Genomic DNA, 21,779 nt, shown 5'->3' on the forward strand with positions numbered 1-21,779 from the left:
GACTCAGCCCGGCGTGTGCGCGAGACGCAGCGGCCGCCCCCCCGCGCGCCCCCCCCCCCCCCCCCCCCCACGGCACCGACCTGTCCCGGCTGTACGCCCGCGAGGAGCGCGAGTTCACCGTCTCCGACGGCACGGTGGTGCACGGCTGGCTCGTCCGCGACCCCGCGGCCACCGGCCCGCGCCCGCTGCTGCTGGACATCCATGGCGGCCCGCACAACGCGTGGAACGGCGCGGCCGACGAGATCCACCTCTACCACCAGGAGCTCGCCGCCCGCGGCTGGACGGTGCTGCTGCTCAACCCGCGCGGCAGTGACGGCTACGGCGAGAGCTTCTTCAACGCCGCGATCGGCGCGTGGGGAGACGGCGACGCCAAGGACTTCCTGGAGCCGATCGACCAGCTCGTCGCCGCAGGGCTCGCCGACCCGGCCCGGCTCGCGGTCACCGGCTACAGCTACGGCGGCTACATGACCTGCTACCTGACCAGCCGGGACGGCCGGTTCGCGGCGGCCGTGGCGGGCGGGGTCGTCAGCGACCTGGACAGCATGGCGGGCACCTCCGACCAGGGGCACTTCCTCGCCGAGCACGAACTGGGCGGGCAGCCGTGGCGCGAGACGGCCCGCTACGCGGCGATGTCGCCGTTCGCACAGGTGGACAAGGTGTGTACGCCCACTCTCGTGGTGCACGGCGGCGCGGACCTGCGCTGCCCCGTCGGGCAGGCCCAGCAGTGGCACGCCGCGCTGCGCGAGAACGGGGTGCCGACCAGCCTGGTGCTCTACCCGGAGGGCTCGCACCTGTTCATCCTCGACGGCCCGCCCTCGCACCGCGCCGACTTCAACCGCCGCGTCGTCGACTGGGTCGAGCGGTACACCGGGACCGGTCGCCCGCCGGTCGACGCCGCGCACTGGCAGCGCCGCCTGAACGCGCTGGCCGCCAAGCACAAGGTGCCCGGCGCGACGCTCGGCATCCTGCGGGTCGGCGCCGACGGCCGGCCCGACGAGCTGGCCGAGGCCGCGTACGGCGTGCTCAACGCCGACACCGGCGTGGCGGCCACCACCGACTCGGTGTTCCAGATCGGCTCGATCTCGAAGGTGTGGACCGCCACCGTCGCGCTGCAACTGGCCGACGAGGGCCTGCTCGACCTCGACGCCCCGCTCGCGCAGGTGCTGCCCGAGCTGCGGCTGTCCGACCCGGACGTGGCCAAGCAGGTCACCATGCGGCACCTGCTCACGCACACCAGCGGCATCGACGGCGACGTGTTCGACGACACCGGCCGCGGCGACGACTGCCTGGAGAAGTACACCGCGCTGCTGGCCGAGGTCGCGCAGAACCACCCGCTCGGCGCGACGTGGTCCTACTGCAACTCCGGGTTCTCGCTGGCCGGGTACGTCATCGAGCGGCTCACCGGCGGCACCTGGGACAAGGCCATGCGGGACCGGCTGTTCACCCCGCTCGGCCTGACCCGCACCGGCACCCTGCCCGAGGAGGCGCTGCTGCACCGCGCCGCGGTCGGCCACGTCGCCGGCCCGGACGGCACCCAGCTGCGGGCCCCGGTGTGGGGCCTGCCGCGGGCGCTGGGCCCGGCCGGGCTGATCAGCGCCACCGCCGCCGACGTGCTCGCCTTCGCCCGGATGCACCTCACCGGAGGGCTCGCCGCCGACGGCACCCGGGTGCTGAGCGCGGACAGCACCGCCGCGATGGCGGAACTGCACGCCGACCTGCCCGACAAGCACTCCCTCGGCGACTCGTGGGGCCTGGGCTGGATCCGGTTCGGCTGGGACTCCGCGCGCCTGATCGGCCACGACGGCAACACCATCGGGCAGGCCGCGTTCCTGCGGATGCTGCCCGCCCAGGGCCTCGCGGTCACCATGCTCTCCAACGGCGGCAACGCCCGCGACCTGTACGAGGAGCTGTACCGGGAGATCTTCGCCGAACTCGCCGGGGTGGCCATGCCCCACCCGCTCGCCCCGCCGGCCGACCCGGTCGAGGCGGACCTGACGCCGCACCTGGGCGTGTACGAGCGGGCCGGTTCCCGAATGGAGGTCCTCGCGGACGGCGTGCTGCGGGTGACCATCACCGGGCCGCTCGCCTCGCTGATGCCGGACCCCGTGCACGAGTTCACGCTGACCCCGGTCGCCACCGACCTGTACGTCGTGCGCGAGCCCGGCCAGCAGACCTGGACGCCGGTGACGTTCTACGGCCTGCCCGGCGGCGAGCGCTACGTGCACTTCGGCGTCCGAGCCACCCCGAAGATCGCCTGACGCCCCCTCCTCAGGGTGGAAAGGAAGGGCACCTTCACAACGCTCCGCGTTGTAGAAGGTGCCCTTCCTTTCCAAGCGGCGGCGTTGGAGCTGGTCGGCGGCCCGCACCGGCAATCGGCGCGTGCTCCGGCCGAAGCCGGGGACTGGTGCCCGGCGACGAAATGAGGGCCTGGTGTTGTCGGCCGAGACGAACTAGCCTTGCCGTCCTGCTCCTATGGTCGGACGGTGCTCGCCCCCGTGAAGATGAACCTGCGCTCCCAGGCCACCCTCGGTCGTGTGCTCGACGACCTCGGCGCGACGCTGCTCGAACTCGTGCACGGCGACGCCGACCGGGGCGGCGACATCGGCGGTGTCACCATCCACGACCCGCTCGAAGAGCCGGTGCTGCCGCAGCGCGCCCTGGTGCTCGGCGTCGGCCTGCGCGAACCGGTCGAGATCGCGGCGCTGCTGCACACCCTGGGCCGGCACGAGGCCACCGCCCTGGTGCTGCGCGCGCCGCTCGCGCTGACCCCGGAACTGCGGCAGGCCGCCGACGACTCGGGAGTGGCGCTGCTCGCGCTGACCCGGGGAGCCTCGTGGGCGCAGCTGGCCGCGCTGCTGCGGGCGCTGCTGGCCGAGGGCGACGTCGGCGAAGCCGAACCGCAGACCATCGGCGGGATGCCCTCAGGTGACCTGTTCGCCCTGGCCAACGCGGTCGCGGCGCTGCTCGACGCGCCGGTGACGATCGAGGACCGCAGCTCCCGGGTGCTGGCGTTCTCCGGGCGGCAGGACGAGGCCGACCCGTCCCGGGTGGAGACGATCCTGGGCCGCCAGGTGCCCGAGCAGTACGCGCGGCTGCTGGCCGAACGCGGCGTGTTCCGCGATCTGTACCGCAGCGACCAGCCGGTGTTCGTCGAGCCGCCGGGCGAGCCGGGCGGGTTCAGCGTGCCGCGGGTCGCGGTGGCGGTGCGCGCCGGCGACGAGGTGCTCGGCTCGATCTGGGCCGCCGTGCGCGAGCCGTTGACCGCCGAGCGCAGCCAGGCGCTGCGCGACGCGGCCCGCCTGGTCGCACTGCACATGCTGCGGATCCGGGCCGGCGCGGACGTCGCCCGACGGCTGCGCGCGGACCTGCTCAGCACGGCCCTGGAGGGCGGTGCGGGCGCGCGTGAGGCGCTGCACCGCCTCGGCCTGGCCGACCAGCCGGTGGTGGTGCTGGCACTGGCCATGCTGCCGCCCGGCGACGAGTCCATCGGCGCGGACGTCAACCTGACCGGCGAGCGCCAGCGGCTGGCCGACGGCCTGGCGATGCACCTGACCGCGGTGCATCCGCGCTGCGTCGCGGCGCTGGTCGGCGACGTCGCGTACGGGCTGCTGCCGGTGGCCCGCGACGGCGACGGCGAGCAGCGCGCGCTGCGCATCGCCACCGACTTCCTCGACCGGGTCGGCGACCGGGTGCGCGCCGTGATCGGCATCGGGGCGGTGGCCGCCGATGCGGGCGGGCTCTCCGACGCGCGGGCCGGGGCCGACCGGGCGCTGCGGGTGCTGCGCTCCGCCCCGGTGCACGGCCCGCGCGGGCACCGCGTGGCACGGCTGTCCGACGTGCATGTGGAGTCGCTGGTGCTGGAGCTGCGCGACCTGGTCGCGGCGCGCGGCGACCGGCCGACCGGGCCGGTCGCGCGGCTGTTCGCGTACGACGAGCAGCACCAGACGAACCTGGTGGACACCCTGCGGGCGTGGCTGGACGCGTTCGGCGACGTCATCGCGGCGTCGGCGGCGATGTACGTGCACCCGAACACGTTCCGCTACCGGCTGCGCCGCCTGGCCGAGGTCGGCGGCCTGGACCTGACCGACCCCGAGGCCCGCTTCGCAGCGATGCTCCAGTTGCGCGTCATCATCCCGGAAGCGGTCACCGAGCGCCGCCGCTGACCGGCGTCAGCGGTGGATCGGGATGCGGCGGTCGCACCACAGCTGGTCGAGCAGCGCCCAGTCGGCGCGGCGGGCGCGGGCGTTGGACACGTGGATCGCGCTCGCGCCGTGAACCGTCTCCGCGTAGGGGTCCGCACCCGCGTCGAGCAGAGCGCGGATCAGGGCGATGTCGCCGCCGTTCATCAGGGCGACGTACAGCGGGGTGCGGCCGATGCGGTCGCGGGCGTCCACGGGCAGGCCTGCCGCGTCCAGCAGCGGCAGCACGCGCGCGTGGTCGACCCACATCGCCATGTGCCGCAGCGACCACCCGCGGCCGTCGCGCATCAGCGGGTCGACGACGCCCCTGGTCAGGCCGTCGAGCAGCCACTCGGTGTCGCCGTCGAGCAGCCGCTCGCGCACTCGGGTGCGCTGCGCGGCCAGGGCCTTCGGCAGCCGCCCGGCCCCGGTCAGCCAGGTCTCGCGGACCGCGAAGCAGCCGGCGCTCGCCCCGCCCATCACCCGCAGCGCCTGCTCGCGGCGCTGCTCGTCGGCGTCGTGGCTGTGCAGCCGCAGCGCTCCGTCGCGTACGGCCACCGTGTGCCACTCGCCCCGGCAGCGCACCCGGACCGGCGCGCCAGGCTCACCCACCGTCGACTCCGGTGACAGCTCGCGGCCGGGTGGCCCGACCACGCCGATGGTCGGGAAGCGGAGGTCGGTCGCCGACCGGTGGTCACCGCGGTGCCGCGCGGGCGGCAGCATCGGGAACAGCGCGGCGCGCAGCAGCGGGTGCAGGTCGTCCGGGGTCAGCAGACCGGCGTGCAGCAGGGCGAGGTCGGCCGGGACCGGGCCGCTCGCGACCTGCGGCGGACCCTCGTTGTAGTCGTGCGGGTCCGACTCCGCGGCGACGAGGTCGTCCCCGACGCTGACGTTGAGATGTGCCCCGAACAGGGTGTCGACCCGTTCGGCGGGAAACCGGGGGCGCTCGGCGAACGTCGCGGCGGCGGCCCGGATCTCGGCGGCCAGGCCGACCGGGCAGGTCGGCGTGGCCGAGTCGCGGTGCAGCGCCTTGGTGTCGGTGAACGGGACGTCGATGCCGCAGGCGCGCCAGGCGGCGGCGTGTTCGCCCGCGGCGAGCATCAGGTAGACGCGTTCGGTCGCGGCCGCCGGGTCGTCTCCGGTGCCCAGCGCGGACCAGGCCAGCGGCCTGCCGTCGGGCGTGAGCAGCGGCGGCCGGTCCGCCGAGCAGCCCCACGCGGCCCGCAACGCCGCGCTCTCGCGTACGTCCCAGGTATGGCGCGGTGCGACGTACCAGCGGTCGTTCAGGTCGGCGCGCGTCGCGACGGTCAGCCGCAGCCGTTGCGGGCCGTTCGGCGACTGCGGCAGGCGCACCCGCAGCAGCGGGGTGCCCTGGTCGACGGCGCCTGGCGCCAGCACCGCGCTGGTCTGGGCCCGCAGCGTCGTCAGGCCGCCGTGGTGCCGCGGCAGGTGCCAGAGCAGCAGGTCCAGGGCGAGGTGGCGCAGGTCCTCGTCGATGGCGACGGCGGCCTGCGTGCCGAACCGGTCGCGGACCTCGTCGAGGTCCAGGTCGACGTCGGTGTCGGCGAGCGCCGCGGCCGTGCGCCAGTCACCGGCGGCGCGGGCGTCGGCCGCCGCGGCGACGGCCTGCGGGGTGGGCATGCGGGTGCGGATGCGCCGCCACTGCGTCAGATCGCCGCGCAGCAGCGTGATCATGCACACACCTCCAAGACGGGTGGGTGGCAGGCCGGCCGGATTCGAACCGGCGTCCTCCAACTGCGCGAAGTGGCGCGACGACCTCTGCGCTACAGCCTGCCGCGGGCAGCCTAACGGACCACCCCGACAGCGGGCCGGGCGCGCATGCCGTGACAGGCGGGCCTATGGTGTGCGCTGTTCGCGAGTCAGGTTCGCACACCCGGGTATCGAGAAGGTCATGAGCAGCGACACCACCACCGGCGAGGCAGTCGAGTACGCCATTCCCGCCGTCGTCGACAGCCCCGAGGGCATGCAACCGCCCGCCGGGCGGCTCGGCGGCTGGCTGCTGCAGCACCGCGTGCAGCCGGTCGGGCCGGAGGCCGACGAGAGCCACGCCAAGCCGCAGTCGTGGTGGAAGGTCATGTGCCTGACCGGCGTCGACTACTTCTCCACCCTGGCGTACCTGCCCGCGATCGCGGCGACCGCCGCGGGCGCGCTCTCCCCGCTCGCCACGCTGCTGATCGTGGCGCTGACCCTGCTGGGCATGCTGCCGATGTACCGGCGGGTGGCCAAGGAGAGCCCGCACGGGCAGGGCTCGGTGGCGATGCTGGAGGACCTGCTGCCGTTCTGGCGCGGCAAGGTCTTCGTGCTGGTGCTGCTCGGCTTCGTGGCCACCTCGTGGATCATCACGATCACCCTGTCGGCCGCCGACGCCTCGGTGCACCTGCTGGAGAACCCCCTGGCCCCGCACTTCCTGGAGGGCCACGCGGTCACCATCACGGTGGTCCTGCTGCTCATCCTCGGCGGGGTGTTCCTGCTCGGCTTCAGCGAAGCGGTCGGCGTCGCGATCCCGCTGGTCGCGGTCTTCCTCGGCCTCAACGCGATCATCGCGGTGTACGGCCTGGTCGAGGTGTTCACCACGCCCGGCGCGTGGTCGGGTTGGACCGACGCGCTGACCAGCGGCGGAGGTGGGTTCGGCGGGATGCTCGGCCCGGCGATCCTGGCGTTCCCGCTGCTGGTGCTGGGCCTGTCCGGCTTCGAGACCGGCGTGAGCATGATGCCGCTGGTCGCCGCCGAGGGCTCCGACGGCCGCACCCGGATGGCGTCACGGGTGCGCAACACCCGTAAGCTGCTCACCGTCGCCGCGCTGATCATGTCGGTGTACCTGCTGCTGACGAGCTTCGTCACCACGGTGCTGATCCCGGCGGAGGAGTTCGCCGAGGGCGGCGCGGCCAACGGCCGGGCGCTGGCGTACCTCGCGCACGAGCACCTGGGCGAGGGCTTCGGCACGGTCTACGACATCAGCACGATCCTGATCCTGTGGTTCGCGGGCGCGTCGGCGATGGCGGGCCTGGTCAACATCGTGCCGCGCTACCTGCCGTCCTACGGCATGGCGCCGGAGTGGGCCCGCGCGGTCCGGCCGGTGGTGCTGGTCTACACGGTCGTCTGCGTGGGCGTGACCATCGCGTTCGGGGCCGACGTCGAGGCGCAGGCCGGGGCGTACGCCACCGGCATCCTGGCGATGATGGTCTCCGGCAGCGTCGCGGTGACCATCTCGGCCGCGCGTTACCGGCGCAAGTGGGCGACCGCCGGGTTCGCGGTGCTCACCCTGGTCCTGCTGTACGCCCTCGGCGAGAACATCCACGAGAAGCCCGACGGCATCGCCATCTCGGCCATGTTCATCCTCGCCATCGTGGTGATCTCCCTGATCTCCCGCGCCGCCCGCACCACCGAGCTGCGGGTCAAGCACATCGAGTTCGACACCCGCGCCCGGCAGTTCGTCACCGACTCGATCGACCACGACGGGCAGCTGAACCTGATCGCCAACCGCCGCCAGGCGGGCGACGTCGCGGAGTACTCCGCCAAGGAGCGCGAGCAGCGCGGCATGAACCCGGTCCCGGGCCGCGCCGACGTGCTGTTCCTGGAGATCGACGTGGTGGACCCGTCGATGTTCTCCGACGTGCTCCAGGTGGCCGGCGTGCAGGTCGGCGAATATCGGGTGCTGCGGGCGTCGGCCCCGGCCGCCCCGAACGCCATCGCCGCGATCCTGCTCGCGCTGCGCGACACCACCGGCGTGCGCCCGCACTGTTACTTCGAGTGGTCCGAGGGCTCGCCGCTGACCCACCTGCTGCGCTACCTGTTCCTCGGGCGCGGTGACACCCCGCCGGTGGTCCGGGAGATCCTGCGCGAGCGCGACACCGACCCCGCGCGGCGGCCCGGCATCCACGTCGGCGGCTGACCTCGCCCGAGCGCCCGTGCGGGCAGGTGTGCTACAAAGCTTCGCGTGAGCCTGCCACCACCCCAGCTGAGCCACCACGTCGTCGCGACAGACGGCGTGGTGCGCGTCGCGCTGAGCGGCGAGGTGGATCTGGCGGTGGCGGACGACCTGCACGGTTGGCTGTCGACGGCGGCGGCCGCGCACCCGGGCCTGCCGGTCGAGGTGGACATGACCGCGGTCACCTTCATCGACTCGTCCGGCATCCGGGCCTTCGTGCGGGCGCGCAACGACGCGGTCGGGGCGGGCCGGGGCCTGCGCCTGGTCAACACGGCCGGCATGGCGCTGCGTGTGTTGCAGGTGGCCGGGGTGTACGCCCACCTCAGCGGCGAACCGCTGGACTGACGCCGGGCCGGTGAACCGGAGACGATCTCACGTGCCCGTGTTAGGTTGGCCGGACACGTCGGGGGTATCTGCCTGGCGTGCGGGGAGTCGATGATGCGCGAGCAGGTGTCGTGAGGACGGGCGCGGCCGCGGAACACCGCGGCTTCTTCCACGAGACGGCCTTCTACGCATCCGACGACGAATTCCTTTCGGTCGTCATTCCCTTCCTCTCCGACGGCGTAGCCGTGGGCGAGCCCACGCTGGCCGTGTTCGCCGAACCTCATGAGCGGTTGGTCCGTGACGCCCTGGGCGCCGGCAGCGGGGTCGTCTTCGTCCGCGGCGACGCGCAGTACCAGCGGCCGGCCGGTGCGATCAAGCGGTACCGGGAGATGCTCGCCGAACATGTGGCGGCTGGGGCGGCGCAGATCCGGGTCGCCGGTGACGTGCCGCATCCGGGCGTGGGCGTGCCGTGGGAGTGGTGGGCGCGCTACGAGGCCGCCGTGAACCACGCCTACGACGACTTCCCGCTGTGGGGCCTGTGCCCGTACGACACCCGGACCACGCCGGACGAGGTACTCGACTTCGTGCGGCGCACCCACCCGCACATCGCCACACCGCTCGGGCACACCGCCAACCTCGCCTTCCAGGACCCGTTCGCCCTGCTGGCGGAGGGGGTGACGCCGTGGCGCGACCCGCTGGAGGACACCGTGCCCGCGATCGAGCTGAGCGCGCCGACGACCGCGCAGGCCCGGGGTGCGCTGGTCGCGCTGCAGGCGACCGCCCGCCTGGCCGAGGACGACCTCAGCGGCCTGCTGCTGGCGACGACGGAGACGGTCACCAACGCGGTGCTGCACGGCCGGCCGCCGGTGCTGCTGCGGCTGTGGGCCGTCCCGGGCCGCATCGTGGTCACGGTGACCGATCACGGGCCCGGCCCGGCCGACCCGCTCGCCGGCCTGGTCCCCGGGGCGAGCCCGGGCGGCTGGGGCCTGTGGCTGGCCCACCAGATCTGCGCGTACGTCTCCCTGCGGCGCGGGCCCGACGGCTTCTCGGTCCGGCTGCTCGGCGGGGAGTTGCCCCGCTGAGCAGCGCCGATCCGCCAGGAGGGCGACGCGCTCGGCTGCGGCTGGTGCTCGGCGGCAGGCTGGGCGACAATCTTGCGATGGGGAGACCCGTCGATCCGGGCGGCGCGGTCGCCCCGACCCCGGTGCCCGGGACCCGCTGGTGGCGGGTCTGGCCACCTGCCCGTTCCCATACCTCAGGAGCAGCTTCGTGTCCGATGTAGACGTCGAGCCGAAAACCGCGGGCCCGGACGACGCCCCGCCCGCCGTCGCCGCCGAGCCCGCCGCCCCGTGGTGGCGCGAGCGGCTGCCGCACCTGCTGCTCGGCGCCCTGCTGCTGGTGATGTCGTGGTTCACCGTCGCGCAGGGCCGCTTCCACGGCCGCACCTACGACGAGTACATGCAGGACGACTACGGCGCCAGGGTGCTGAAGTTCTACCTGTCCGGCACCACGGACCGCTCGTTCCTGGACTTCCCGGACTACCTGTACATGCCGCAGCACGGCGCCGGGTTCGAGCTGATCGTGGCGTTCTTCCAGCACCTGACCGGGGAGATCTGGAACACCCGCACGATCGTCAACGGGCTGTTCGGCGTGCTCGGCATGCTGATCACCGCGCTGGCAGCCCGGGAGCTGGCCGGACGCGGCCGCCTCGGCGCGTGGGCGGGGCTGGCCGCCGCGGTCGGCCTCGCGCTGTACCCGCGCTACACCGGCCAGATGATGAACAACTCCAAGGACATCCCGCTGGCCGTGGCGATGGTCCTGGTGCTGTGGCTGGTGCTGCGGCTGATGCGGCGCTGGCGGCAGCCGGACCGCCGGTTCGAGGTGCTGGAGCTGGCCGGGGTCGGCGCGGCGATCGGCTTCGCGGGCTCGATCCGGGTCAACGCGCTGCTGTGGTTCGGGCTGCTGGCATTCGTCTCGCTCGGCTTCTGGGTCCGGCACGGCCACAAGCTGCGCGGGCGGGAGCTGCGCACCGAGTTGACCAACCAGTTCACCGCGATGCTGGCCATCGGCACCACGGCGTACCTGGTGATGTCGGTGTTCTGGCCGTTCCTGCTGACCAACCCGGTCGACGGGCTGCTGTCGTCGGTCGAGTCGATGGCGAAGTACGACTGGGACAACGAGATCCTGTTCGGCGGCGAGATGGTCCGCTCCACTCAGCTGCCCTGGTACTACGCCCCCTGGTGGCTGGTGATCGGTTCGCCGCTGCCCGTGGTCGCGCTGACCGTCGCCGGTGCGGTGGCCGCGGTCGTGGCGCTGGTCCGCCGCCGGCGGCTGGATGGGCGGATGCTGCTGGTCGGGGCGTACATCCTGCTCCCGCTCGCGTTGATCATCGGCGCGCACTCGACGCTGTACAACAGCCTGCGCCAGTTCCTGTTCGTCGCGCCCGGCATGATCGTGCTGGCCGCGGTGCTGCTGGTGCGCTGGGCGCGGGAGTCGTTCGACTCCGGCCGCACCGCGCTGGCCTGGGCGCTGATCGGCGCGGCGGTGCTCGGCCAGGGCGAGGCCCTATACGCCTCCGCCCGCATCTACCCGTACGAGTACTCGTACTTCAGCCCGCTGGCCGGCGGCTACACCACGGCCCGGCACGACTACGAGAGCACCTACTACGGCTCCTGCACCCGCGCCGCGGCGGTCTGGCTGGGGGAGAACTACCAGCGGTACACCGCCGACACCGCCCCGACGTTCCGCGACGAGCACCAGTGGAACTCGCTGGCCGAGGTGGACCTGCCGGACAACTTCGTGTCGGTCGGCGACGGCCAGCCGTACTTCCGGATCACCACCAAGGAGCCCGGTCCGGGCTACCGGGAGATCCACGCGGTGGTGGTCGAGGGCGAGCCGGTGTGCCGGGTCTCGGTGATGGACCTCGCGCCCGTCTCGTGACCGGTTAAGGGGCAGCCGGCGCGGGGTATCGCGCCGGCATGACCCTCAACGAGAACGCGGACATCGATACCAGCCAGGTGACCGACGCCCGGGGATCCGGGGGCGGCGGAGGCGGTGGAGGCCTCGGCGGCATCCCGATCCCGGTCGGCGGCGGCATCGTCGGCACGCTGATCGTGATCGGGCTGGCGCTGGTGGGCACCTTCCTGGGCCCGCAGATGTTCGGCGGCGGCGACGACGGCGGCCCTGGCGTGAGCCAGACCTGCTCGACGGCCAACCCCGACCGGCTCGACAACGCCGAGTGCCGCAACACGCTGTACGTGAACTCGATCCAGGCGTACTGGCAGCAGGCGATGCCGCAGACGTTCGGGCAGCCGTACGAGCAGACCGACACGGTGTTCTTCTCCCAGGCCGTGAACACCGGCTGCGGCTCGGCCGACAGCGGGGTGGGCCCGTTCTACTGCCCGCCGGACAAGCAGGTGTACATCGACCTGTCGTTCTATGACGAACTGGCCAGCCGCTTCGGCGCGGACGGGCAGTTCGCCCAGCCGTACGTGCTCGCCCACGAGTACGGCCACCACCTGCAGAACCTGCTCGGCATCTCGGCGGACGTGCAGCGGCAGTCCGAACGCGACCCGGGCAGCGCCAACGCGCTGTCGGTGAAGCTGGAACTGCAGGCCGACTGCCTGGCCGGGGTGTGGGCCAAGCACGCCGTGGAGACGAAGGACAACAAGGGCACCGCGATCTTCAAGTCGGTCACCCAGCAGGACATCGACCAGGCACTGGAGGCGGCCGCCGCGATCGGCGACGACAAGATCCAGGAGAAGTCGGGCGGGCGGGTCGACGAGTCCAAGTTCACCCACGGCACCGCCAAGCAGCGCAGCGACTGGTTCAACACCGGCTACCGCACCGGCGACGGCCGCCAGTGCGACACCTTCACCAGGGGCGTCTGAGGCTCCGCCCGCGGCGGGCGGGCGGGGACGGCCGGGCCCGGGACGTGTTACGTTCCGGGCCCGGCCGCTGCTTGCCGTACCAGTAAACGGTTCCTATAGTGGCCGGGACCGGGAACCGATCTTCGGGAGTGTCCTCGTGAATCCTGTGCGTCTGGCGCTGATCGGCGCGGGTGACCGCGGCAACGCGTACGCCCGCTGGGCCCTGGCCCATCCCGACCGGGCCCGGTTCGTCACCGTCGCCGAACCCGACCCCGAGCGGCGGGCCCGCTTCGCCGCTGCGCACGGCATCGACCCCGCCGGGCAGCACGACGACTGGCGGCAGCTGCTCGCCGGCGGGGACCTCGCGGCCGACGCGGTCGTCATCGCCACCCAGGACGCCGGGCACGCCGACCCGGCCGTCGCCGCCGCCGCGCGCGGCCTGCACATCATGCTGGAGAAGCCGCTCGCACCGACCCCGCAGGAGTGCGTGCGCATCGTCGACGCGGTTCGCGAGGCCGGCGTGATGCTCGCGGTCTGCCACGTGCTGCGGTACGCCCCGTACACCCGGCTGGTCAAGCACCTGATCGACGCCGGGGCGATCGGGGACGTGGTGTCGGTGCAGCACCACGAGCCGGTCGGCTTCTGGCACCAGGCGCACTCGTTCGTGCGGGGCAACTGGCGGCGCGAGGACCTGTCCACCTTCATGCTGCTGGCCAAGTCCTGCCACGACATGGACTGGCTGCAGCACATCGTCGGCCGTGACATCGCCCGCGTGTCCAGCTTCGGCGGGCTGCGCCACTTCCGCCCGGAGAACCGCCCCGCCGGTGCCGCCGACCGGTGCCTGGACTGCGCCGTCGAGCCGGACTGCCCGTACTCGTCACCCCGGCTCTACCGCGACCGGCTGGCCCGGGGCGAGCACAGCTGGCCGCTGTCGGTGGTCACGCCGGTGTTCACCGAGGAGGCGCTCACCGCGGCGCTGCGTGAAGGACCCTACGGGCGCTGCGTGTACGCGTGCGACAACGACGTCGTCGACCACCAGGTGGTCGCGATGGAGTTCGACGGCGGGGTGACCGCGTCGTTCACCATGAACGCTTTCAACACCGGCGGGCACCGGCGCACCCGCGTCTTCGGCACCCGTGGCGAGCTGGTCTGCGACGGCGTCAGCGTGACCGTGCACGACTTCACCACCGGCACCGCGACCAGCCACGACCCGGCGACCGGGGGCGGCGCTGACGCCGCGGGCGGGCACGGCGGCGGCGACGCCGGGCTGATGGACGCGTTCACCGCCGCGGTGGCCACCGGCGACCCGGCGCGCATCCTGTCCGGCCCGGCCCAGACGCTCAACTCCCACCTGGCCACGTTCGCCGCCGAGCAGGCCCGGCACGAGGGCACCGTGGTCACCGTGGCCCGCCCGGCCGCGCTCGCGGGCTGACCCGCTGGACGCGAACCCGCGTCGCGTTCCACCGGTGCAACACCAGGTTCCCCGGACCGTCGTTTGCCGGATAGGCACCCCGGCCACCACGGCCGGGTCCGCCGCACCGGGGATGGGTGACATGGCTGAGGGTGTTGCGCTGCGCGTACGGGCACGCGAGTTCGCGACCGGGGACGTGGAGGTGGCCAACGAGGTCCTCCGCGAGTCGTACGTCGAGCACCGGCCGCGGTTGTTCGGCGGGGCCGAGGACTTCCGGTTCCGCCAGCACGTGGTCCAGGCCGGCGAACTCGGCATGGACAGCGTGCGGCACACCGCGACCGTGGAGACGGTGACCGACCCGCTGCCGTACCTGATGTTCGTGGTGTCGCTGAACTCCGACCTCGTCGTCCGCGCCGGGCGCGAGGAGCTGCGGCCGGCGCGCGGCGGGGCCTTCCTCTACCCGACCGGCACGCCGCTGACCGTCCGCTGGAGCGACTTCGACCTGCGGCTGCTGCGACTGCCGGTCGACCGGGTCGCCCGGGTCGCGGCCCGCGCCGGCATCGCGCTGGCCGACTTCCGCTTCGACGGCATGGCCCCCGTCTCCGCCGAGGCGGGCCGGCACTGGCGCGACACCATGGCGTACCTGTTCCACACGCTCAACACGCCGGACACGCCGCTGGCCAACCCGCTCGTGCACGCGGCCGCCGTCGACCTGGCCGCCACCACGGCCATCGCGACCTTCCCCAACACCGCCACCGCCACCGGGTACGTCGGCGAGCCCGGCCGGGTCGCCCCCGCGGCGCTGCGGCGCGCGGTGGCCTTCATCGACGCGCATGCGCACGAGCCGGTGACCGTCGAGGACATCGCCGAGGCGGCCGGGATCTCCTCGCGCGGGCTGCAGGCGGCGTTCGCCCGGCACGCCGACAGCACGCCGATGGCGTACCTGCGCCGGGTCCGGCTGTCCCGGGCCCACCGCGACCTGCAGACCGCCGACCCGACCCGGGGCGACACCGTCGCCGCGGTCGCCCGCCGCTGGGGTTTCACCAGCCTGAGCCGCTTCGCGGCCGTCTACCGGGAGGAGTACGGCCGCTCACCCCGGCAGACCCTGCGCACCTGAGCAGGTCACGGCAGCAGGTGCCGCACGCGCTCCCAGCCGTGGTCCGCGCTGACCTTGACCTTCGCCCGGCCCCCGGACCAGCCCTTGGCCAGCTTCTCGACGGCGTCGGCGGAGAACCGGGCCGAGTCGGCGTACACGTGGAAGGTCCGCATTCCCTCGCTGGTCTCATGGGCGATGTGCTCGGCGTCGACGAGCACGTCCCGCAGCCGGTCCTCGAAGTCGCGCAGCGCGGTGAGCGCGTCCGGCTCCGGCATGCCGTTGTCCCGGCCGCGGAACGCCAGCGTGATCGCGGCGTGCGTGTCCAGCACCGGCCAGCGGGCGGGCTTGAGCGGCCGCTGCACCGTGGCGATGCGCGGGACCTCGGCGTCCGGGCTGTTGCCCATCAGCACCCAGGTCTCCTCGCGATACTGCGCCGCCAGCTCCGCGACCGCCGCGGCCAGCTGCTGCGGCGGCTGCGCCCCGGCCGGGCACTCGGCGGCGGTGTCGATGCGCCCGATCCAGATCTCGACCGCGTCCTCGCCCAGCAGCCACGCCAGCGGCAGGAACGCCAGGCGCAGCCGCTCGTTCTGGGTCATCGTGGCGAACACGGGGTGGAAGACCACGAGGTCGTACTCGCTGCGCGGCTCGTCGAGGGTGAAGGCGTAACGCAGCTCGGCCAGCTCCACCCGGTGGCCTTCGATCTGCAGCGCGGCCTCGAACATCTCCGGCTCGGCCTGCCGGGCGTCGTGGAACTCCCAGGTGGCGTCCGCCGCCGGGGCCGCCTGCCGCCAGCGGTGCGCGATGGCGCGCAGGGCCGTGTCGCCCGCCGCGCTGACGATGAACGCGTGCTCGGACACCCGGCCCTTGCTGAACTCCCACTCCAGCTCGGGGTGGATGGCGTGGACCAGTGACGAGAGGTCCGCGATCAGGTCGTCGGGGAAGCCCCGGGCGGCGATCGCCGCCTCGGACCGGGTGCGCAGCCGCGGCCAGGCCGCCCAGAACGCGGCGATCGCCGCGGACTGATCGGGACGCCGCTTCCGGGAGAAGATCATGGTGCGGGAGCATAACGGCGGCCGGGACACGGCGGAAGCCCGTCGCCCGGTGCGGACCGGCACGTCCGGCGGCTTGTCCGCGTCGATGGGTGCGGTCGAGGGAGCAACCGGGTCGAGGACCCGTCGCGTAGTTCCTACGGAACGCCATACGACGGGGGAGGTTGCGTTGCGTCGCCGGACTGCGATCATCGCTGCGGGGCTGCTGTTGCTGGCCGGATGCGGTTCGCCCGCACCGGCGGGGGAGGCCGAGCCGTCCAAGGTGGTGCGGCTGGACCTGGCCAGGGGGCCGGACCGGCCGCTGCCGACCGAGGTGCACCTGCCGCCCGGCCATGGCCGGCATCCGCTGGTGGTGTTCGTGCACGGGTACACCTGCCGGGTGTCGGAGTACGCCGACCTGATCGCGAACTGGGTGGTCGCGGGGTTCGCGGTGGCCGCGCCGACGTTCCCGTACACCAACGGCGCGGCGGCGAAACTCGATGTGATGGACCTGCTCAACCAGCCGCAGGACGTCACCGCCGTGCTCGATGCGCTGCTCGCGGCCAGTACGAAGCAGGGCGACCCGCTGTACGGCCGGATCGACCCGGACCGGATCGCGGCCGGCGGGCACTCGCTGGGCGGCATGACCACGGTCGGCGCGCTGGGCAAGTGGCGCGACCCGCGGCTGAAGGCCGGGATCGTGCTGGCGGGCAGCGCCCGCGACGTCGGCGCGGAGTTCCGGGGCGACCCGGCGGCGATGCTGTTCATCCACGGCCTCGGCGACCAGGTCGTGACGATCGACCAAGGACGTGCCGCGTACGACGCCGTGCCCTGGCCGAAGGCGTTCCTCACCCTCCCGACAGGCACCCACCGCAACCCGTTCATGTCCCCGGCCGACCCGGACTTCGATCTCGTCGCCGAGTCCACCACCGACTTCCTGCGCTGGCGCCTCAACGGCGACACCGAGGCCCGCAGACGCCTGGCAGGGCTTGGAACCCACCTCGACGACCGCCTGGGCTGAGTCGTTTCGAGCACCGCTCGCTGAAGAACGGGCGAAACGGATGCTGCGCTCGTGATGATCCGTTTTTGTGGACGCCAGGTGCCCCTGTAGGGGCGTCCAGCGCCCACAAGAACGGATCATCGGAGGCGACGGTTCCGGCGTGCGCTCGCGGGGCTGTTACCGTCGGCCGGTGGCGACGTGGGAGGAAGGCGGGCCGGGCGTGCTTCGGCTGCCGTCCGGCCGGTGGCTGCGGGGGCGCGGCCTGCGCCGCCCGCTGCCCGAGGGAGCGCCGCCGCAGTTCGCGTTGTACCTGCTCGGCGGTCCGCCGCCGGAGACGCCCTGGGCGGCGCGGTGGGTGCGCTGGCGGGACTTCTGGCTGCCCGCCGACCGGGCGGCGTTCCGGATGGCGCTGGTCGAGGTGCTGGAGCGGGCCGGGGACGAGCGGGTCGAGGTCGCCTGCGGCGGCGGGATCGGGCGCACCGGCACCGCGCTGGCCTGCCTCGCGGTGCTCGACGGGGTGCCCGCGGACCGGGCCGTGGCCTACGTGCGCGCCGGCTACCACCCGCGGGCCGTGGAGACGCCATGGCAGCGGCGGTTCGTGGCGGGGTTCGGCGCGAGCTGATCGCGGGGTGTCGTACGCGTGATCGAGGCAGTACATTGCCTGCCAATCGATCACCCTCGCACCGAGTGAGGACACCCCATGAGCGCCAACCTGCCCCTGCGCGAACGCCGGATCGACATCTTCTTCGCGGTCGTGTTCAGCGTCTTCACGATCACATCGCTGATCGCCGACCTGATGCCGACGCTGGGCTTCGACTTCAGCGAGCCGTCGGACAACGTCATCCTCAACTCCAACTACTGGTACGCCCACGACACCGACCCGCTGTTCATGCACCCCCCGGTGTGGATGCGCATCGTCACCGGCCTGTCCGCCCTGGTATACATGCCCTTCTACCTGGTACTGGTGTACGCCTTGATCCGCGGCCGCAACTGGATCCAGCTCCCGGCGGTCATCTACGCGACCATGATCTCCACGATCACCGGAATCATCGTGTTCGGTGTGGAGTTCTTCGGCGAGCCGCAGTGGCAGACCCCGAACCCGGTCAAGTTCCTGTCGTTCAACCTTCCGTATGTCCTGTTGCCACTGCTCCTGCTGGTGCGTATGCGTAAACCGGAACCGTTCACCCGGCGGTTCTGACCACGACTCGGCGTGCGCGCGGCGGCCATCCGGCATACGGTGAATACATCGACCTGATCCGATCCGGGAGGAAGTCCATGAGACTGCGCCACCGCCGTGCGCTCGCCGGCATCGCCGTCGCGACCCTGGCGTCGACCGCCGCCGCCGGGCCCGTCCAGGCGAGCCCGAGGCCACCTGACCTGGACAAGGTCCCGGTGGCGACGGGATACGGCGGCGCGGTCGCGACCGTCGATCTCGACGCGACCAGGGTCGGCCTGGAGGTGCTGCGCAAGGGCGGCAACGCGGTCGACGCTGCCATCGCGGCGGCGGCGACGCTGGGCGTCACAGAGCCGTTCTCGGCCGGTATCGGCGGCGGCGGCTTCCTGGTCTACTACAGCGCCAAGGACCGGAAGGTGTACACCATCGACGGCCGGGAGGCCGCGCCGATGTCGATGGGGGAGACCGCGTTCGTCGACCCGGCGACCGGCCTGCCGTACGCGTTCCAGGAGGCCCGGGTCAGCGGCATCGCCGCGGGTGTGCCCGGCACCCTCGCCACCTGGGAAAAGGCGCTGCGCAAGTGGGGCACGACCGACCTGGCCGACGCGCTGCGCCCGGCGGCGAAGGTCGCCGACCGCGGTTTTGTCGTCGACACCACGTTCCGCACCCAGATCAGCGACAACGCGGCCGCGTTCGGGCAGTTCTCGTCCACCAGCGCGCTGTACCTGCCGGGCGGGCTGCCGCCCGAGGCGGGCAGCGTGTTCCGCAACCCGGACCTGGCCGATACCTACCGGGAGATCGCGCGGCACGGCCCCGGGGCGTTCTACCGGGGCGCGATCGCCCGCGACATCGTCGACACCGTGCAGCACCCGCCGGTGGCCGACGTGCCGATCGGCGCCTGGGCCTACCCGATCCGGCCCGGCACCATGGCACTGTCCGACCTGTCCGCCTACCAGGTGCGTACGCCGCAGCCGACGCGGGTGTCCTACCGCGGCTACGACGTGTACGGCATGCCGACCCCGTCCAGCGGCGGTCAGGCCGTCGGCGAGGCGCTGAACATCCTGGAGCAGACCGACCTGAGTGCGCTCACCCGCACCGAGGCGCTGCACCGCTACCTGGAGTCGTCCGCGCTCGCGTTCGCCGACCGCAACCGCTTCGTCGGCGACGACACTCCGCGCCCGCTACTGGAGCAGCTGCTCTCCGACGGGTTCGCCAAGGAGCGGGCCTGCCTGATCAATCCGGCGCAGGCGCTGGTCAAGCCGGTCGCGCCGGGTGAGCCCGACGGCTCGTACGGCGGCTGCGCGGCGGCGGCGCCGAGCCCCGCGGTGACCGAGGGCCAGTCCACGACCAACCTGACCGTCGCCGACCGCTGGGGCAACGTCGTCGAGTACACGCTGACCATCGAGCAGACCGGCGGCAACGGCATGGTGGTGCCGGGCCGGGGCTTCCTGCTCAACAACGAGATGACCGACTTCAACTTCACCCCGACCCAGGGCAGCGCGCCCGACCCGAACCTGCCCGGCCCCGGCAAGCGGCCGCGCAGCTCGATGTCGCCGACGATCGTGCTCGCCGACGGCAAGCCGTTCCTCGCGGTCGGCACCCCCGGCGGCTCGACGATCATCACGACCGTGCTGCAGATCCTGGTGAACCGCCTGGACCTGGGCATGACCCTGCCGGAGGCGGTCGCTGCCGCCCGCGCGACCCAGCGCAACACGGCGGCCGTGCTGGCCGAGGCGGGCTTCGCCCCGGACATCCCCGGGCTGACGGCGCTCGGCCACACGTTCGCGGCCAGCCCGGAGATCGGTGCCGCGACCGGCATCGAGTTCCTCGGCCACGGCCGCCTGCTCGCCGCCGCCGAACCCGTCCGCCGCGGCGGCGGCTCCGCCGGCGTGCTCTGGCCGGTGCCGGTCTCCTGATCCCTCGACCCGGGCGAGCACGGTCCTCATGATCGTCCGACTTGCCAGGCACCTGTGCGTATCTTGAGGTCGCATTCGCCCATGTGCCTGGCAAGTCGAGTGACCTTGGCGCGCGCCCCGCCCGGACTGAACCCGCCGGGTCGACGGCCGTGTCCCGCCTGTTCGGCCGCGCGTGGCGGACGATCGCGTCCTGTCCTCGGGGATGGGCGGGGCGGCGGAGTGGTTCAGGTCCGAGAAACGGCCTGGCCGCAGCGCCCGTGCGCGGGATCATGGGAAGCGTGACGAAACACGCGGATGGGGCGCGGTGAGCGCGCAGAACACCGAGCCGAGGCCGCCGCGGCCCGGTCCTCGTCCGCGGGTGCACATTCCGGTGCCGCACGTGTCGTACCCGCTGCAGCGCTTCCTGGCCACCGAGGCCGGCGGCGGCCTGCTGCTGCTCATCGCGACGGTGCTGGCGCTGATCTGGGCCAACCTGCCCGGCGGTGGCTATGAGCAGTTCTGGCACACCCAGGCCTCGGTCCGGATCGGCGACATCGGGATCGATCTCGATCTGCGGCACTGGGTCAACGACCTGGCCATGGCGCTGTTCTTCCTCACCGTCGGCCTGGAGATCAGCCGCGAGCTGACGGTCGGGGAGCTGCGCCGCCCGCGAGCCGTGCTGGCGCCGGTGCTGGGCGCGCTCGGCGGTGTGATCATGCCGGCGCTGATCTACCTGGCGTTCAACCCGTCGCCGCCGGCTCTGCACGGCTGGGGCATTCCGATCTCGACCGACACCGCGTTCGTCGTCGGGGTCCTCGCCCTGTTCGGGCCGCGCTGCCCGGACCAGCTGCGGCTGTTCCTGCTGACGCTGGCCATCGCCGACGACATCGCCGCGATCGCGGTGATGGCGATCTTCTACACCGGCGGAGTGTCGGCGCCCGCGCTGGTGGCGGTGCTGGTGCTGACCCTGGTGCTGGTCGGGCTGCGCTGGGCGCGGGTCTGGCAGTTGCAGGCATACGTCGTCGTCGGCCTGCTGCTGTGGGTGGCCGTGTTCGCCTCCGGCCTGCACCCGACGCTCGCCGGGGTGATCGTCGGGCTGCTCGTGCCGGCCACGCCCGTGGAGCCGGAGCAGGTCGACCGGCTGCGCTTCTACGGCCGGGCGGTGATCGAGCGCGCCGACGCTGTCCGGGCCCGGCTGGCGGCCGCCGCGGCCCGCGCCACGGTGCCGCCCAACGACCGGTTGCAGGACGCTCTGCACCCGGTCAGCGCGTTCCTGGTGATCCCGGTGTTCGGCCTGGCCAACGCGGGCGTGCGGCTGGACGCCGAGACGCTGCGCCGCGCGGCCACGTCACCGGTGACCATCGGCATCGTGGTGGCGCTGGTCGCGGGCAAGACCATCGGCATCAGCCTCGGCGCCGCGCTGGCCCTGCGCACCGGCTGGGGCGAGCTGCCCGGCCGGGTGCGCTACGGGCACCTCATCGGCGGCGCGGTGCTGGCCGGCATCGGCTTCACCATTTCTCTGTTCATCGCCGACCTGGCCTTCAAGGATCCGCTCCTGCAGGCCGAAGCCAAGATCGGCGTACTGGCCGGCTCGCTGCTGGCGGCCGTACTCGGCTCTGTCGCCCTGCGCTGCCTCGGCGAGCGCCTGCCCCTGTGCACCGTCGACGACTCCGAGGGCATGCCCGAACTCCCCACCGGCCCCTGGCGCGACCCCACCCTCAGCGAACGCTGAAAACGAAGGAAGGGCACCTTGTTAACGGCTTGGGTTCTAGGCGTCGTTGCAACACCTGATCATTTCAGGGGTTGCAGTGTTCGAGATCCGCGCCGGCCGGGTTCCGCAGGGCCGTAAGAAACT

The 21,779-nt window shown here is 72.9% G+C and carries 16 protein-coding genes and 1 tRNA gene; 14 read left to right on the forward strand and 3 right to left on the reverse strand.

Going from position 1 to position 21,779, the window contains the following annotated elements; all coding sequences use genetic code 11:
* Both AB0B35_RS19175 and AB0B35_RS19180 read left to right on the forward strand, forming a co-directional pair.
* Positions 1–2,258, forward strand: a 2,258-nt coding sequence (locus AB0B35_RS19175) for a serine hydrolase (RefSeq protein ID WP_361047011.1), incomplete at its 5' end; no start/stop codon positions are given.
* Between the two features lie 225 nt (positions 2,259–2,483).
* Positions 2,484–4,163, forward strand: a complete 1,680-nt coding sequence (locus AB0B35_RS19180) for a helix-turn-helix domain-containing protein (protein ID WP_361047013.1) — start codon at positions 2,484–2,486, stop codon at positions 4,161–4,163.
* Between the two features lie 6 nt (positions 4,164–4,169).
* On the opposite strand, the gene AB0B35_RS19185 is transcribed toward AB0B35_RS19180, so the two are convergent.
* Complete coding sequence (locus AB0B35_RS19185) at positions 4,170–5,873, reverse strand: hypothetical protein (protein ID WP_361047016.1); 1,704 nt, start codon at positions 5,871–5,873, stop codon at positions 4,170–4,172.
* Positions 5,874–5,899: 26 nt separating this feature from the next.
* A tRNA-OTHER gene (locus AB0B35_RS19190) sits at positions 5,900–5,972 on the reverse strand.
* A gap of 190 nt (positions 5,973–6,162) precedes the next feature.
* Between AB0B35_RS19190 and AB0B35_RS19195 the strand changes: the two genes are divergently transcribed.
* The 7 genes from AB0B35_RS19195 (at position 6,163) to AB0B35_RS19225 (ending at position 14,848) form a co-directional block, all read left to right on the forward strand.
* The gene (locus AB0B35_RS19195) at positions 6,163–8,091 is read left to right on the forward strand and encodes an amino acid transporter (RefSeq protein ID WP_361047050.1); all 1,929 of its coding nucleotides are present in this window, start codon (positions 6,163–6,165) and stop codon (positions 8,089–8,091) included.
* Positions 8,092–8,136: 45 nt separating this feature from the next.
* Positions 8,137–8,472: an STAS domain-containing protein gene (locus tag AB0B35_RS19200; RefSeq protein WP_361047018.1), complete on the forward strand. Its 336-nt coding sequence runs from the start codon at positions 8,137–8,139 to the stop codon at positions 8,470–8,472.
* Between the two features lie 110 nt (positions 8,473–8,582).
* On the forward strand, positions 8,583–9,533 hold the full coding sequence (locus AB0B35_RS19205) for a sensor histidine kinase (RefSeq protein ID WP_361047021.1): 951 nt from the start codon (positions 8,583–8,585) through the stop codon (positions 9,531–9,533).
* A gap of 187 nt (positions 9,534–9,720) precedes the next feature.
* Positions 9,721–11,391 carry a hypothetical protein gene (locus AB0B35_RS19210; RefSeq protein WP_361047023.1) on the forward strand — a complete coding sequence of 557 codons (1,671 nt, stop codon included), beginning with the start codon at positions 9,721–9,723 and terminating at the stop codon, positions 11,389–11,391.
* Positions 11,392–11,429: 38 nt separating this feature from the next.
* Complete coding sequence (locus AB0B35_RS19215) at positions 11,430–12,341, forward strand: neutral zinc metallopeptidase (protein WP_361047026.1); 912 nt, start codon at positions 11,430–11,432, stop codon at positions 12,339–12,341.
* Between the two features lie 136 nt (positions 12,342–12,477).
* Positions 12,478–13,752 carry a Gfo/Idh/MocA family oxidoreductase gene (locus AB0B35_RS19220; protein WP_361047029.1) on the forward strand — a complete coding sequence of 425 codons (1,275 nt, stop codon included), beginning with the start codon at positions 12,478–12,480 and terminating at the stop codon, positions 13,750–13,752.
* Positions 13,753–13,873: 121 nt separating this feature from the next.
* The gene (locus AB0B35_RS19225) at positions 13,874–14,848 is read left to right on the forward strand and encodes an AraC family transcriptional regulator (RefSeq protein WP_361047032.1); all 975 of its coding nucleotides are present in this window, start codon (positions 13,874–13,876) and stop codon (positions 14,846–14,848) included.
* A gap of 5 nt (positions 14,849–14,853) precedes the next feature.
* Here AB0B35_RS19225 and AB0B35_RS19230 read toward each other — a convergent pair whose 3' ends face one another.
* The gene (locus AB0B35_RS19230) at positions 14,854–15,879 is read right to left on the reverse strand and encodes a DUF695 domain-containing protein (protein ID WP_361047034.1); all 1,026 of its coding nucleotides are present in this window, start codon (positions 15,877–15,879) and stop codon (positions 14,854–14,856) included.
* A 166-nt stretch (positions 15,880–16,045) separates the two neighbouring features.
* Between AB0B35_RS19230 and AB0B35_RS19235 the strand changes: the two genes are divergently transcribed.
* From AB0B35_RS19235 to nhaA, 5 genes are all read left to right on the forward strand, one after another.
* On the forward strand, positions 16,046–16,876 hold the full coding sequence (locus tag AB0B35_RS19235; RefSeq protein WP_361047036.1) for a chlorophyllase: 831 nt from the start codon (positions 16,046–16,048) through the stop codon (positions 16,874–16,876).
* Positions 16,877–17,045: 169 nt separating this feature from the next.
* A complete protein-coding gene (locus AB0B35_RS19240) occupies positions 17,046–17,477 on the forward strand; it encodes a protein phosphatase (RefSeq protein WP_361047038.1) in 432 nt (143 codons plus the stop codon).
* Positions 17,478–17,555: 78 nt separating this feature from the next.
* On the forward strand, positions 17,556–18,053 hold the full coding sequence (locus AB0B35_RS19245) for an emopamil-binding family protein (protein ID WP_203697042.1): 498 nt from the start codon (positions 17,556–17,558) through the stop codon (positions 18,051–18,053).
* A gap of 77 nt (positions 18,054–18,130) precedes the next feature.
* Positions 18,131–19,945: a gamma-glutamyltransferase gene (gene ggt / locus AB0B35_RS19250; protein ID WP_361047040.1), complete on the forward strand. Its 1,815-nt coding sequence runs from the start codon at positions 18,131–18,133 to the stop codon at positions 19,943–19,945.
* Positions 19,946–20,324: 379 nt separating this feature from the next.
* Positions 20,325–21,656: a Na+/H+ antiporter NhaA gene (nhaA, locus tag AB0B35_RS19255; RefSeq protein WP_361047042.1), complete on the forward strand. Its 1,332-nt coding sequence runs from the start codon at positions 20,325–20,327 to the stop codon at positions 21,654–21,656.
* The last annotated feature ends 123 nt before the right edge of the window (positions 21,657–21,779 follow it).

The organism is Catellatospora sp. NPDC049133 (assembly GCF_040648455.1).
GTDB lineage: Bacteria > Actinomycetota > Actinomycetes > Mycobacteriales > Micromonosporaceae > Catellatospora > Catellatospora aurea.